At 52.1% G+C, this 13,939-nt stretch carries 12 protein-coding genes; 9 read left to right on the plus strand and 3 right to left on the minus strand.

Annotated elements, in window-relative coordinates:
* Window positions 1–3: 3 nt before the first annotated feature.
* Window positions 4–693, plus strand: a complete 690-nt coding sequence (locus tag O1V65_RS01795) for an aspartate/glutamate racemase family protein (RefSeq protein WP_269130114.1) — start codon at window positions 4–6, stop codon at window positions 691–693.
* Between the two features lie 9 nt (window positions 694–702).
* Here O1V65_RS01795 and O1V65_RS01800 read toward each other — a convergent pair whose 3' ends face one another.
* Complete coding sequence (locus tag O1V65_RS01800; protein WP_017490713.1) at window positions 703–1,962, minus strand: ion channel protein; 1,260 nt, start codon at window positions 1,960–1,962, stop codon at window positions 703–705.
* Window positions 1,963–2,258: 296 nt separating this feature from the next.
* On the opposite strand from O1V65_RS01800, the gene glk reads away from it, so the two are divergent.
* Complete coding sequence (glk, locus tag O1V65_RS01805) at window positions 2,259–3,230, plus strand: glucokinase (protein WP_017490714.1); 972 nt, start codon at window positions 2,259–2,261, stop codon at window positions 3,228–3,230.
* Window positions 3,231–3,295: 65 nt separating this feature from the next.
* Here the strand turns inward: glk and O1V65_RS01810 are convergent, their stop codons facing one another.
* The gene (locus tag O1V65_RS01810; protein WP_017490715.1) at window positions 3,296–4,033 is read right to left on the minus strand and encodes a LytR/AlgR family response regulator transcription factor; all 738 of its coding nucleotides are present in this window, start codon (window positions 4,031–4,033) and stop codon (window positions 3,296–3,298) included.
* Entirely contained in the window at window positions 4,030–5,706 is a 1,677-nt protein-coding gene (locus tag O1V65_RS01815; RefSeq protein ID WP_017490716.1) for a sensor histidine kinase, read from the minus strand. The genes O1V65_RS01810 and O1V65_RS01815 overlap by 4 nt, the downstream gene beginning before the upstream one ends.
* A gap of 197 nt (window positions 5,707–5,903) precedes the next feature.
* Between O1V65_RS01815 and O1V65_RS01820 the strand changes: the two genes are divergently transcribed.
* The 7 genes from O1V65_RS01820 to O1V65_RS01850 all read left to right on the plus strand — a co-directional run bounded on the left by O1V65_RS01820 (window position 5,904) and on the right by O1V65_RS01850 (window position 13,827).
* On the plus strand, window positions 5,904–6,443 hold the full coding sequence (locus O1V65_RS01820) for a GNAT family N-acetyltransferase (protein WP_017490717.1): 540 nt from the start codon (window positions 5,904–5,906) through the stop codon (window positions 6,441–6,443).
* Between the two features lie 149 nt (window positions 6,444–6,592).
* Window positions 6,593–7,858, plus strand: a complete 1,266-nt coding sequence (gene alaC, locus O1V65_RS01825) for an alanine transaminase (RefSeq protein ID WP_017490718.1) — start codon at window positions 6,593–6,595, stop codon at window positions 7,856–7,858.
* 177 nt (window positions 7,859–8,035) lie between these two features.
* Complete coding sequence (locus O1V65_RS01830) at window positions 8,036–8,554, plus strand: cytochrome b (RefSeq protein ID WP_017490719.1); 519 nt, start codon at window positions 8,036–8,038, stop codon at window positions 8,552–8,554.
* 223 nt (window positions 8,555–8,777) lie between these two features.
* The gene (locus tag O1V65_RS01835) at window positions 8,778–9,635 is read left to right on the plus strand and encodes a MurR/RpiR family transcriptional regulator (protein ID WP_165428916.1); all 858 of its coding nucleotides are present in this window, start codon (window positions 8,778–8,780) and stop codon (window positions 9,633–9,635) included.
* 423 nt (window positions 9,636–10,058) lie between these two features.
* The gene (gene lspA / locus O1V65_RS01840; RefSeq protein WP_017490721.1) at window positions 10,059–10,559 is read left to right on the plus strand and encodes a signal peptidase II; all 501 of its coding nucleotides are present in this window, start codon (window positions 10,059–10,061) and stop codon (window positions 10,557–10,559) included.
* A gap of 387 nt (window positions 10,560–10,946) precedes the next feature.
* Entirely contained in the window at window positions 10,947–12,887 is a 1,941-nt protein-coding gene (gene iolD, locus O1V65_RS01845; protein WP_084913321.1) for a 3D-(3,5/4)-trihydroxycyclohexane-1,2-dione acylhydrolase (decyclizing), read from the plus strand.
* Between the two features lie 55 nt (window positions 12,888–12,942).
* Entirely contained in the window at window positions 12,943–13,827 is an 885-nt protein-coding gene (locus tag O1V65_RS01850; RefSeq protein WP_017494300.1) for a sugar phosphate isomerase/epimerase family protein, read from the plus strand.
* The last annotated feature ends 112 nt before the right edge of the window (window positions 13,828–13,939 follow it).

The raw sequence follows: 13,939 nt of genomic DNA on the forward strand, positions 1-13,939 counted from the left end.
CAAATGAAAACTCTGGGCCTGATTGGCGGCATGAGTTGGGAATCGACGGTTCCTTATTACAAAGCAATCAATGAGCAAATCAAGCAGCAGTTGGACGGCCTTCATTCCGCCAGGCTGGTGCTATATAGCGTTGATTTCTATGAAATTGAACAACTGCAGGCGCAGGGAAACTGGGAGAAAGCCGGGGAAGTGCTCGGTGCAGCGGCGCTGGCGCTCAATAATGCCGATGCCGAGGTGATTGTGCTCTGTACCAACACCATGCACAAGGTTGCCGAGGCGATAGAGAATATCGGCGGACTGCCGCTGCTGCACATCGCCGATGCCACCGCGCGGCCGATTCTGGCGCAAAAGCTGCGCCGCATTGGCCTGCTGGGTACCCGTTTCACTATGGAGCAGGCGTTTTATCGCGGGCGGCTTGAGGCGCTGGGCATCGAGGTTATCACGCCTGATGAGGCCGACCGCGCCGTCGTGCATCGTATTATTTATGAAGAACTGTGCCTCGGTAAGGTTCTTGAGGCCTCGCGTGAGGAATACCGGCGCATTATTCGTTCGCTGGAGCTGCGGGGCGCAGAGGGCATTATTCTCGGTTGTACCGAGATTACGCTTCTGGTCGGTGCCGACGACGCCCGCGTGCCGGTCTTTGATACAACCGCGATTCATGCGCAGGCCGCCGTCGCGTTCTCATTGAGCTAGCGCCCGAGCTTATTCGCGGTCGGTTTCTGAGCTTCTGTCGTGCCGGATAACCAGCATCAAAGGTTTTCCGGCCAGCACTAGCCACGCGGGCAGCATGACGATGCACAGCACCGGCAGCAGCTTGAGGTCCGGCACCACGGCAATCGCCAGAAACAGGCTCAGCCAACCGTCGCGCGTGACCACCAGCACCATTCCCATTACCGCACAGGACACGGTCACCGCCGCCGGCACCGAATCCACGTGATTATGCAGCAAAACACCCAATGAAACGCCGATAAACACCGCCGGGAAAATCCTCCCTCCTCTGAATCCACAGGCCGCCGCCACGACCAGCGCCGCCAGCTTGCTCAGCGTGATAGCAAGCAGTTGGCCCAGCGACAGGCTGGCACTGCTTATCGCCAGCAGTTTCATCTCATCGTAACCGCGAAACAGCGTAATCTGCCCGCCAATCAGCGCCAGCAGGCCGAGCGCGAATCCGCCAATACCGAGCATAACAACAGGATTAGGGATTGCATGGAACGCGCGGTGCACGTGTGGGAAACACCATACCGCCAACATGCCCAGTGCGATGGCTATCATCACCACTACCGAACCGCTGATAATGTCGATGAAATGCGTCTCGGCATAGGGTGCCAGGTTGAGTGCAAAGTCGGGTTCATAAAACAGATTGCTGGTTAGCGCACCGGCACCGGCGGCGAGCAAGGGGGCGAACAGTCTGTCCCACAGCGAGACGTCTTTTCCGCCGTTGAGGGTCTGAGAGAAGATTAGCGCGGCGGCAATCGGGGTACCAAACAAAGCACCGAGCGTGCCTGCGGCGGCGAGAATTATCCAGTCTGTAGTCGGCACGCGAGGGAAAAGGTGCGTGCCCACGGTCACGGCGACGGCTATGTTTATTGCGATGATAGGGTTTTCTGGCCCAAGGCTGACGCCGCCCGCAAGGCCGATGACCAATGCCAGCAGCAGGCCCGGTATGGCGACCAGCGGCACCGGCATGCCAATCAGCGACTCGGTGGCGGGGTCAGGCCCGGCATGGCCCGGCATCGAACGAATCAGCGCGCCGACGGCTATACCGGTTAATGTGAGTATAAACAACACCCATCCTGCGGATAGCGTGTTAATCTTTAGCGCGTCGGGAATATGCAGCCAAAACAGGCTTTGCAGCGCATTGGCAAAACGCATGACGGCGACCAGAATAATACCGGAAGCAGCGCCAATCAGCAGGGCCGGAACGCCGAAGGTCAACATGGTCTTGGCACGAGGATGCAACATGCAAGAATTCCCTTATTATTCTGCTCTGTCCAATGTATAGAGGATCGTCGAATTTTTGTTTTTTACCGCTTTATTTTGCGGTATGCCGCTGCTTATATCATCAATAGGTTAAATCGGCGTTGCAGCATAGGGCAATTACCGCTATTTTGCCCTCACGAATATGTAAGCACTTAGCACTTATAGTCCTGCTGGCCTAGATTTTCCAGCCCACAATCGGGCATGTCTGAAAAGGCCGAGTATCATCACTGAATGCGAGCTGAAGCAGGGCAAGCAATTTAATTTTTGCGGAGATAAAAATGACCAAGTACTCCCTGGTGGGCGATGTTGGAGGCACTAACTGCCGTCTGGCGCTTTGCGCTCTGGACAGCGGTGAGATCTCTCAGGCCCAGACTTTTTCCGGCCTGGATTACGACAGTCTCGAAGCGGCAGTTCGTCATTATCTGGAGCTGCAGCAGCATCAGGAAGTGAAAGATGCGTGTATTGCCATCGCCTGTCCTATCGTGGGTGATTGGGTTGCGATGACCAACCACACCTGGAAATTCTCGATTGCCGAGATGAAGGCAAACCTGGGGCTGGACCATCTTGAAGTCATTAATGATTTCACCGCTGTTTCCATGGCTATCCCAATGCTGAAAGAAGTGGACCTGTTGCAGTTTGGCGGTAAAAAACCGCAGGACGGTAAACCGGCTGTTATCTACGGTGCGGGGACCGGTCTGGGCGTGGCGCACATTATTCACGTCGACAATCGCTGGTTAAGTCTGCCGGGTGAGGGCGGACACGTCGATTTCGCACCAAACAGCGAAGAAGAAGATATCATTCTGGAGCAGCTACGCACCGAGATGGGCCACGTTTCTGCCGAGCGTATTCTTTCGGGTCCAGGTCTGGTCAATCTGTACCGCGCTATCGTCAAGTCTGACAACCGCGAGCCAGAAGACTACGCGCCAAAAGACGTTACCAAGCTGGCGCTGGAAGACAACCTTGACTGCCGTCGCGCACTGTCACTGTTCTGCGTCATTATGGGCCGCTTCGGGGGCAATCTGGCGCTGACCATGGGCACTTTCGGTGGGGTTTATATCGCGGGCGGCATCGTGCCTCGTTTCCTGGAGTTCTTCAAGGCTTCCGGCTTCCGCGCCGCCTTCGAAGATAAAGGGCGTTTTAAAGACTATCTGGTTGATATTCCAGTATATCTGATTACTCACGATCAGCCTGGCCTGTTGGGTTCAGGGGCTTACCTGCGCCAGTCGATGGGTATCACGCTCGTCGCCTAAGACCGCAATCGCCAGCCGATTCCAATTTCGCCTCCTCAGCCCTCTGGCCGCGGAGGCGAAATTGTTTATAGGCCCATGAGCTGGCGGAAGGCCTTAACCCTGCTGCGGCTGACCGGCACCTCAAAGTCGAGGTCGCTCAGGCGCAGAATGTAGGTGTTGTTGAACCAGGGCACGATTTCGCGGATTTTCGACAAATTCACGCAGTAAGAGCGATGGCAGCGGAAGAAATGCTCTGCCGGCAGGCGATTGCACAGCTCCGAAATATTCATCGGCATGGTGAATTCTTCTCGCCGGGTGTACACCTGGGTCACTTTTTCCTGCGCGGCCGCGTAATAGATATCGTTGATATCGGTCACGATAATCCGCTCGTCTTTGATAAGATTAATGCTGTGGCTGACGCGGTTGCTGCCAGTAGCGGCAGGCGTATCGGCCTGCCTGTCGCGCTTGAAATGGGTCTCGAGCTTTTGCAGCATGGTGACGATGCGCGACTCGTGATAGGGCTTGAGTATGTAGTCAAAGGCTTCAATTTCAAAGGCTTCGGCGGCATGTTCTTTATAAGCGGTGATGAAGATAATGTACGGCTTGTGCGCGAACTTGCTGATGTTCTGCGCCAGTAGCACGCCGTCGAGTGAAGGAATATTGATATCCAGGAAAATGGCATCAACCTGATGATTCTGAAGATATTTCAGCACTTCCAACCCGTCGTCGAACTTGTCGACGATCTCAATGCCGCTGTGGGTCTTTATCAGATAGCTGAGCTCTTCCTGAGCCAGGAATTCATCCTCGACAATGATAGCTTTCACGGGCGTTTATCATCCTGGTGTATGAAAAATGAGATTTCCGTCCCCGGTTCGAGGCGACGGATCTGCAGGCCTTGCCCGTAAAGCAGACTGACGCGGTGATGAACGTTGAGCAGACCGATTTTATTCCCCGGCATCTCGTTATTCGCCACTCGGTCAATTACCGACTGCAAAATGCCTTGCCCGGTGTCTTTAACCGACACTTTAATTTTGCTACCGAGGCGCTTAACGGCAATCACTACCACGCCTTTCCCGCTGCAAGGCTGAATGCCGTGGACGATGGCGTTTTCTACCAGCGGCTGAATAAGCAGGCTAGGTATAGACACCGAGATATCGTCGTCAATGTCGTAAATTACCGTCAGTTTGCTGCCAAATCGCGCCTTTTCGATCGCGATATAGTCCTGCACCTGATGCAGCTCTTTTCGCAAATCAATAAGCTCGTCGTTTAATTCGAGATTGTAGCGCAGGTAGCGCGACAGATTAATGATCAGCTGTCGCGAGGTGTCCGGATTGATGCGAATCGACGACGAAATCGCGTTCAGTGCGTTAAACAGGAAATGGGGGTTTATCTTGCTTTGCAGGGCGCGCATCTCGGCTTTGTTGGCCATTTCACGCAGTTGTTCGGCGCGCGATACTTCCATCTGCGTGGAGATAATCTGCGACAGACCGACCGCCATGACCTTCAACGAATAGGTGATGCGGTGTGCGTGGCAATAGTAGATCTTAAGCGAGCCGGTTATGACGCCTTTTTCCCACAGCGGAATGATCATTTGTGAGTGGATCTGCGGCGTTCTATCCATTTCATCGTTATTCTTGATAGTGATCCGCCCGCTGCTGATCGCTTCTTTGGTATTTTCGCTAATGATCTCATGGCCAATATTGTATTGATCTGCACCGGTGCCCACGTAGGCGAGAATGTTCTTGGTGTCGGTAATTGCCACGGCGTCGGCATTAATGTCTTCACGAATGATATTGCAGACAGTCGCCATCGATTCGGCGTTAATATTGCGGAAATAGGGCAGCGTTTTGTTGGCGATATCCAGCGCCAGCCTCGCCTGTCGGGCGGCAATCGCCTCTTTTTCGTCGGCCACGCTTTGCACCAGCAGCACAATGGGGCCGATGGAAATGGCCCCGAGGATCAGCGGCGCAGAAATAATCATCACGATATCCAGCCCGAGCGAGAAAGGGCGTGACATCAGCAAAATCAATACCATGGTCAACGATTCACACAGCATGCCGGCGGCAATGCCCATTTTCCAGTGGTGCTGCTTTTTGACCCGCAGATTGATATAGCCCGAGAGAAATCCGGCGATAATACTGGTTATCAGGCAGGGGATGGAGGTAACGCCATGAATATCTATCAGAAAACGGTGGGTGCCCGAGATAAGTCCGGTAATGATGCCCACCCAGGGGCCAAAGAGGATCCCGCCTGAGACGATAGCAATGGTGCGAACGTTAATCAGCGAGCCTTCGACGTTAATTCCCGACAGCGTGCCAAAGATGGCGAACAGCGAAAAAATGGCAGTAACGGCGGCCAGTTCGAGGGGGGTATGCGCATCGCTGTCTTTTTGCAGCAGCCGGCGAAACTGGCGGGAGCGGGTCAAGAAAAACAGGCAGATCAGCATCAACGCCGCGCGGTCAAACACCGCCAGCGTCATATCAAAAACGTTATGCACAGCAGACTCTCGGTGGGATGCCTTGGCATCGCGCTCAGTAGGATTCTGCTGATTATAGGGAAATGTGCTACCGCCCGCTATACGGAGCGTCGTTTATCAAAAATAAGCGCCAGTCTCTTTCTAGAATGGCGATTTTATGGCGTACTTGAGAAAGTGTTGCGGATAACCGTTCAAGGTAATTCACAGGGAGAAAAGGCATGATTTTGCTGACTACACCGCGGCTGACCATGAGACCCATCGCGTTTGAAGACTGGTCGTTGTTTCTGAAACTCAATCAGAGTCCGGGCGTGATGAAATACATCGGCGATATTGAAACAACCGCGCAAATCCGCCACCGTTTCGAACAGCGGGTGGGCAAATGGGATAAATATTCCGATTTCTGGCTGTGTCTGGTGATCCGCGAACGTGAAACCGGCAGGGCGGTTGGCCTGACAGGGTTTTTCCCGGACTGGCGGCCTTATCAGCAGGCGGAGGTGGGTTTTATGCTGTTGCCAGACGCGCAGGGCAAAGGCTACGGCAAGGAGTCGCTGCGCGAAGTGCTGAACTACGCCTTCGATGAGTGCGGTTTTCACCGGCTGCAGGCCAACGTTCTGGAAGGAAATATCGCTTCGCGACGCCTGCTGGAAAGCTGCGGATTCGCCCTCGAAGGCACCTTGCGTGAAAGTTATCGTCTGCACGGCGAGTGGCATAATGACTGGCTGTTGGGGCTGCTCAAAAACGATCGCAGGCCGCAGTAAGGCGCTGGAAAAAATATTTGTTTAATCTATCGACAGTTTTAAAACACTGCGATATGTTGATTCCTCGTTCTGCGGCCGCCCCCTTAGGGCCAAGGCAGCAGAACAGCGTCGCTCGGATGGTCCGGGCGCTAACGTTACTCGAGGTAATCATGACTGACTCCAGTCCAAAGCGTCGTTTCACACGTATTGATCGTCTTCCTCCTTATGTTTTCAACATTACCGCTGAATTGAAAATGGCTGCGCGACGTCGCGGCGAAGATATTATCGATTTCAGTATGGGTAATCCTGATGGCCCTACGCCGCCGCACATTGTCGAGAAACTGGTGACCGTCGCACAGCGCGAAGACACCCACGGCTATTCGACCTCTCGCGGTATTCCGCGTCTTCGTCGCGCTATTTCTCGCTGGTATGCCGATCGTTATCAGGTTGAGATTGACCCTGAAAGCGAAGCTATTGTCACCATTGGGTCGAAAGAGGGTCTGGCTCACCTGATGCTGGCGACTCTTGACCACGGCGACACGGTGCTGGTGCCGAACCCTAGTTATCCTATTCATATTTATGGCGCAGTGATCGCCGGAGCGCAGGTGCGTTCCGTGCCGCTGGTCGAAGGCGTTGACTTCTTCGGCGAGCTTGAACGTGCGATAAAAGAGAGCATTCCCCGTCCCAAAATGATGATTTTGGGCTTCCCTTCGAACCCTACGGCACAGTGCGTGGAGCTGGACTTCTTCGAACGGGTGGTCGCGCTGGCCAAGCAGTACAACGTGATGGTTATTCATGACCTGGCGTATGCTGACATCGTCTATGACGGCTGGAAAGCACCGTCAATTATGCAGGTGCCGGGCGCGAAAGACATCGCGGTCGAATTCTTTACCCTGTCAAAAAGCTACAACATGGCCGGCTGGCGTATTGGTTTCATGGTCGGTAACGAAGAGCTGGTGAATGCACTGGCGCGCATCAAGAGTTATCACGACTACGGCACCTTTACCCCGCTGCAGGTTGCGGCCATCGCGGCCCTCGAAGGGGACCAGCAGTGCGTTAAAGATATCGCCGAACAGTATCGTCAGCGTCGTAATGTGCTGGTGCGTGGCCTGCACGAGGCGGGCTGGATGGTGGAAAACCCTAAGGCATCGATGTATGTTTGGGCAAAAATCCCGCCAGCCTACGCGCATCTTGGTTCGTTGGAGTTTGCGAAACGGCTGCTGGCCGACGCTAAAGTCTGTGTTTCGCCAGGTATTGGTTTCGGCGATTACGGCGATACCCACGTCCGCTTTGCGTTGATCGAGAATCAAGACCGTATTCGTCAGGCGGTACGAGGCATAAAAGCGATGTTCCGAGCAGATGGCCTGATCCCGCAGAAGAAAAGCAGCAGCGATGCTGCGGCATTGGAAAAGAAATCACTAAGCGGCGAAGCATAATCCATCGCGAAATAGCGTCACGTTTGACCGAATGATAGAAACCGGGCCTTGAGTGCCCGGTTTTTTTGTTGCACAAAGGCGTTAATCCTCGCTTCCACGCATCCCCTTAATTTCACGCTATTATTTTTAAACATATTGCCGTACTTTTTAATGCCTATGGACGTTGGGAATAAATCGATGAAAAATCGCTACTCTTTGCTGCAAATCAGCCTGCACTGGCTGACGTTACTGATGATCGTTCTTGCCTATGGCGCGATGCTGGGCCGTGACTATTTCCCCGACGACTATCGCGTGCTGGTGCGTCAGTTGCACTATAACTTTGGGCTAAGCGTGTGGGTGCTGGTGTTTATTCGCATCCTGCTGCGCCATCGTTTTCGTACGCCGCCTATCACGCCGCCGCTGCCACGTTGGCAGGCGCACGTGGCCACGCTAACGCACTGGCTGCTTTACCTGTTGTTTCTCGCGTTACCCACGCTGGGTTTTCTCACCGTTCAGTTTGCTGGGCGCAGTATTTATCTGCTCGGTTGGGAGCTTCCGCAGCTGGTGCCCGCGCATCCCGAGTGGCGCTCAGGGCTAAGAAACACCCACGAGCTGGTCGCGAACATAGGCTACTATTTGGTGGCACTGCACGCGTTGGCGGCGCTGTTCCATCACTACTTCATGAAAGACGATACGCTGAAGCGCATGCTGCCTTAAAATAGGCTTTATTTGGCAAAGGAAAGATTTCAACTGATTGTAAAACATGGATTGTTTTACGATTTCCCGATCCACGTCCTATTTGTTGCAATATGAAAAGGGTAAACTTATTTCTCTGATGCGGGGTGACTTGCTAAGATAAGCCTATGAAAGTTATATGTATGGCGCAGAGAGGGACTCCCTTGCTGCCACGATAGTTTTACTTAAGGTACAGTTAAAAATTATGGCGACTCCTTCACAACTCGCGCAACTGCAAGACCAAATTCGCTCAAGCTACGACTCTTTGAGCAAAAGGCTGAAACAGGTTGCCCGCTATATTCTGGATAACGGCAACACCATCCCTTTTGAAACTATCGCATCGATCGCCGAAAAAGCCGACGTACCGCCTTCCACGCTGATTCGTTTTGCCAATAACTACGGTTTTGACGGCTTCAACGAAATGAAACAGGTTTTCCGTCAGCATCTAATGGAAGGCACGGTCAATTACACCGAACGTGCGAGTCTGTCCCGCCAAACGGCCAGTGAAGATGCGGGCGCTCCGGAGACACCGGCTGAAATCCTGAAAGTTTTTAGCATGGTGAATGAACAGGCGTTGCAACAGTTGAGCAGCCAGATTAAGGCCGAAGATCTTGAGCGCGCGGTTAAACTGCTGGATGAAGCCGAGAACATTTACGTCATCGGTTTCCGTCGTTCCTTCAGCATTGCGGCCTATTTGACCTATGCTTTCCGCCATCTGGAACGTCGTACATTTTTGATTGACGGTCTGGGCGGAATGTTTAACGAGCAACTCAACATGGTGCGGCCAACCGACGTGGTGATTTCAATCAGCAATTCGCCTTACGCGCAGGAAGTGGTTGATTTAGTCTCGATGGGGGCCGCTCAAGGAGCAAAACAGATAGCGATTACCGACAGTCTGGTCAGTCCGCTCACCGCATTCAGCGAAGTCTGCTTTATTGTACGCGAAGCCCAGGTTGACGGCTTCCGCTCGCAAATAGCCTCGATGTGTCTGGCACAAACCCTGATGATGTCTCTCGCGTTGAAAGGTGCAGGTAATATTGCCGGTTCAGCGACGAAAAAATGAGGACCTTTACAACATCCTTGTTGTAAAGGGTCATACCCTGCGCCGTTAACGTTCTTCGGTGTAATCTCGGTATCGGCAGTGAGCGCCGCCGCTGCCGAGACGATGAACGTATCACCGCACAGAATGGTTTTATCTTCACGCCCTCCGTGAAACGGCTTGGCCCTTTTCCTTCATGGGGAAGCAGGCCTCACCGTTGATTTCAATTTAACCATTCGAAATTTAAATTTCAAATATTATTTATTCGAAATATTTAATTTCTTGATCTCCCCCACACTCTTGCTGGACCTTTTTCAGTTTTTGTCAGCCTGTGTCGTTGTTTTTCGGTAAAAGGTTACGGCCTATTGCCAGCGGTGCTGCGGTATGGAAGGTGATGCGTCGGGTGGCTATACTGGGGCTATCCTTTTCTTGTTCTGGAAGAACTTCATGAAATTCACTAAACGGCTCGGTCTGATAGTCGTCGTATTCGCCCTGTGTGTTGGCATTGATCAAATCACTAAAGCAATTGCAAAGGCAACGCTGTCTATGGAGTCTGTCCGTGAGTATTTAGGGGGCAGTATTCGACTGTTGCTGACCCACAATACGGGCACCTTTTTGGGGTTGGGCGGCACTTTGCCCGCCAATGTGCGCTATGCGTTGATGATTATTGGCCTAGGGGCTTTCCTGCTGGCGCTGTTGGTCTATACCTTATTGAATAAACGAGCCGACGCGATCACCGTGATCTCACTGACAATGATCTTCTCGGGAGGGATCAGTAACCTGCTCGATCGAATCGTCTATGGCGGTTATGTCGTTGATTTCATGAATGTGAGTGCAGGCATTGTGCATACTGGCGTGTTTAATGTGGCCGATATGGTGCTGATGGTCGGGGCTATCATGCTGTTCATGGTGGGCTTTAAAAGCAAAACCCAAATCGCCCACGGTTAACAGGTAACCTTGCCCCGCGGCCGGGGCAAGGTAAACGGGTTGTTCTCAGGTCATCATGACTCTTCGAAAATCCCAAAAATTTCATTTAAAGTTAAAATGAAATTTTAAAACTAAAATTGTGACGCATACTCTTTCTCTTGTTTTTAATATTAATCATAATTAAATCATTTACTTAATATATTACCCTTTTCTTGAGTTACCCTTCTGCGCACTTCCCCTTCCAGGCGAATGACGATTATTTTGTTTTATTTTTATGATGATTGTCTCAAAATGAAAAATTGGTTCGGTTTTTTCATTTCACTAGACAATAAAATCTTTATAATCTTTTCATATCATTTTTGATGAAAACATCACCACGGTAACAGCGTTAACCGCAAGGAATGGAAGATGAAAAAGATCAGATTAACCATGGCGCAGGCACTGGTCCGCTTTTTAGATCAGCAATACGTCGAAGTAGACGGTGAAGAGATAAAGTTTGTTACCGGTATTTTTGCTATTTTTGGCCATGGCAACGTGCTGGGGCTTGGGCAAGCGCTGGAACAAGACAGCGGAAAACTGATTGTTCATCAAGGGCGTAACGAGCAGGGCATGGCGCATGCGGCAACCGGTTACGCCAAGCAAAAGCTGCGCCAGCAGATTTATGCCTGTACGTCTTCCGTTGGACCTGGTGCGGCGAACATGTTGACTGCGGCTGCAACGGCCACCGCCAACCGCATTCCTTTATTACTGCTGCCGGGGGACGTTTTTGCCTCTCGCCAGCCTGACCCGGTGTTGCAGCAGATTGAACAAAGTTATGATCTGAGCATCAGCACCAATGACGCTTTCCGCACTGTCAGCAAGTATTGGGACCGCATTGTGCGTCCCGAACAGCTGATGACCGCCTGTATTAGCGCGATGCGCGTACTGACTGACCCGGCTGAAACCGGTGCGGTGACGCTTTCACTGCCGCAGGACGTGCAGGGGGAAGCCTATGATTATCCAGAATACTTCTTCCAGAAACGCGTACATCGTATTGACCGCCAGCCGGTGACCGTGGGCGCACTCGCCGATGCGTTGGCCCTGATTAAAGGCAAACGTAAACCGTTAATCGTCTGCGGTGGCGGAGCAAAATACTCTCAGTCTGGATTAGCCCTACAGCAGTTTGCCGAACGTTACGGTATACCGTTTGCAGAAACTCAGGCGGGTAAAGGCACGTTGACCTCGGAGCATAAGCTCAATCTCGGGGGCATTGGTGAAACAGGGACATTGGCGGCTAACCAGCTGGCGAAAGAGGCCGACCTGATTATTGGCGTGGGCACGCGCTATACGGATTTCACCAGCTCATCGAAATGGATATTTCAGAATCCCGATGTTTCTTTCCTCAATATCAACGTCAACCGCTTCGACGCCTTCAAGCTCGATGCCGTTCATGTGATAGCCGATGCGCGTGAGGGTCTACAGGCGCTGGATAAGGGACTGCTGGGAAGCGATTTCCATGCGGCATGGGGACACCAGATTGCCGATGTTCGCGAAGAGCTGATCGCAGAAACGAAACGTGTATACCAGGTAGACTACAGCGGCGAAGATTTCATTCCTGAAATCAATGATCATCTGGACAGGAAAGCGGTCTACGCAGAATTCGAAAAACTGACCGGTTCGCTGCTGACGCAGAGTCGCGTATTGGGCACCTTGAACAGCTCGTTTGATAAAGACGCCGTCATCGTTGCGGCCGCCGGGAGTCTGCCGGGTGACCTTCAGCGTATCTGGCGCACGACCGACACTAACGGTTATCACGTAGAGTACGGTTATTCCTGCATGGGGTATGAGGTTAACGCAGCGCTTGGCGTGAAAATGGCCGAACCTGAGCGCGAAGTCTATGCGCTGGTCGGTGACGGTTCTTTCATGATGCTGCACTCTGAGCTGGTGACATCGATTCAGGAACATCAAAAAATTAACGTCGTCCTGCTCGACAACATGACGAATGGCTGTATCAACAACCTGCAAATGGAACACGGTATGGACAGTTTTAACACCGAATTCCGTTTCAGGGCAGACTCAACCTCGAAGCTAGACGGTGGTTTCGTGCCGGTAAACTTCGCCAAAATCGCCGAGGGTTACGGCTGTAAAACCTATTCCGTAACCACGATCGAGGAGCTGCACGAGGCGTTGGCTGATGCAAAATGTCAGAAAGTATCGACACTTATCGACATTAAAGTCTTGCCTAAAACCATGATCCACAAGTATTTCAGCTGGTGGCGCGTCGGTGGCGCAATGGTTTCTGAAAAAGAGTCAGTTGATAAGGTGGCGCAGATGCTGCGTGAGAACATTGATAAGGCGCGTGAATATTAATCACGCTATTGCATGACTGATTAAGCGTTACCCTACAACTAGTGCGGAGCCGGATATGAAAATTGCTTTTGATGTCGACGTTATCAGGGATAGAAGCATCACCGATATGGTGAGGCAGGTGTCGGAGTGGGGCTATAAATATATCGAACAATCACCCCATCCGCGCATTAACCCATTTTATAAGCATCCGAAAGCGGGCTTGGATGTGATGAATGAATACAAGCGTGCGCTAAAACAATATGGTGTTGAAATTTCGTCATTTATTGTGGTTTATCGCTGGTCTGGTCCGGATAACGATCGCCGTATTGCGGCGGTACGTAACTTTAAGAGAATGATTGAGATCGCCGTCGACATGGGCGTGGAGGTGATCAACACCGAGTTGTCGGGTGACCCGAATCAGCCTGAGATCTGCGAAGAACGCTGGTATCAGTCGATGGAAGAACTGCTGCCCATCATTGAGCGCGAAGGCATTCGTTTAGAGATCCAGTCGCACCCGTGGGACTTCTGTGAAGAAAACAACGAAACGGCTGACCTGGTGAAATCACTGCGTAGCGACAACGTTAAATATCTTTACAGCGTCCCGCATACCTTCTTCTATGACAAAGGTAAGGGCGATGTAGCGAGCATGCTGGACTACGCGGGGAGCGACCTGTCACACGTGCTGATTGCCGATACCATGAACCACACCAAACACTGTCGCTATATCGTCAATCCACCGGGTGTAGATGCCGTTGTACACCAACACGTGGGCATCGGAGAGGGTGAAGTGAATTTTGACGCACTGTTCGAAAGCCTGCGCCAGATGGACTTCGCTAACCGTAAATTTAAGGTCGGCGGTGAGTCAATTATCTGTACTTCTCTGTTCGGCTACCCTGAAAAGATGCCACATCAGGCGGTCGCGACGCGTGAGCGCATTGAACGTGAGTTGCTAAATCGCTGAAGCGGAGTTGGGTTGCAAAGCCTGACTTTCGAAGTCTTCTCAAAGAGCGCCATGTGCGCTCTTTTTGTTTCTATCGTTCAAGATATTGGAACTATTACATCAAAAATACTCA

It is taken from the genome of Rouxiella badensis (assembly GCF_026967515.2).
GTDB lineage: Bacteria > Pseudomonadota > Gammaproteobacteria > Enterobacterales > Enterobacteriaceae > Rouxiella > Rouxiella badensis.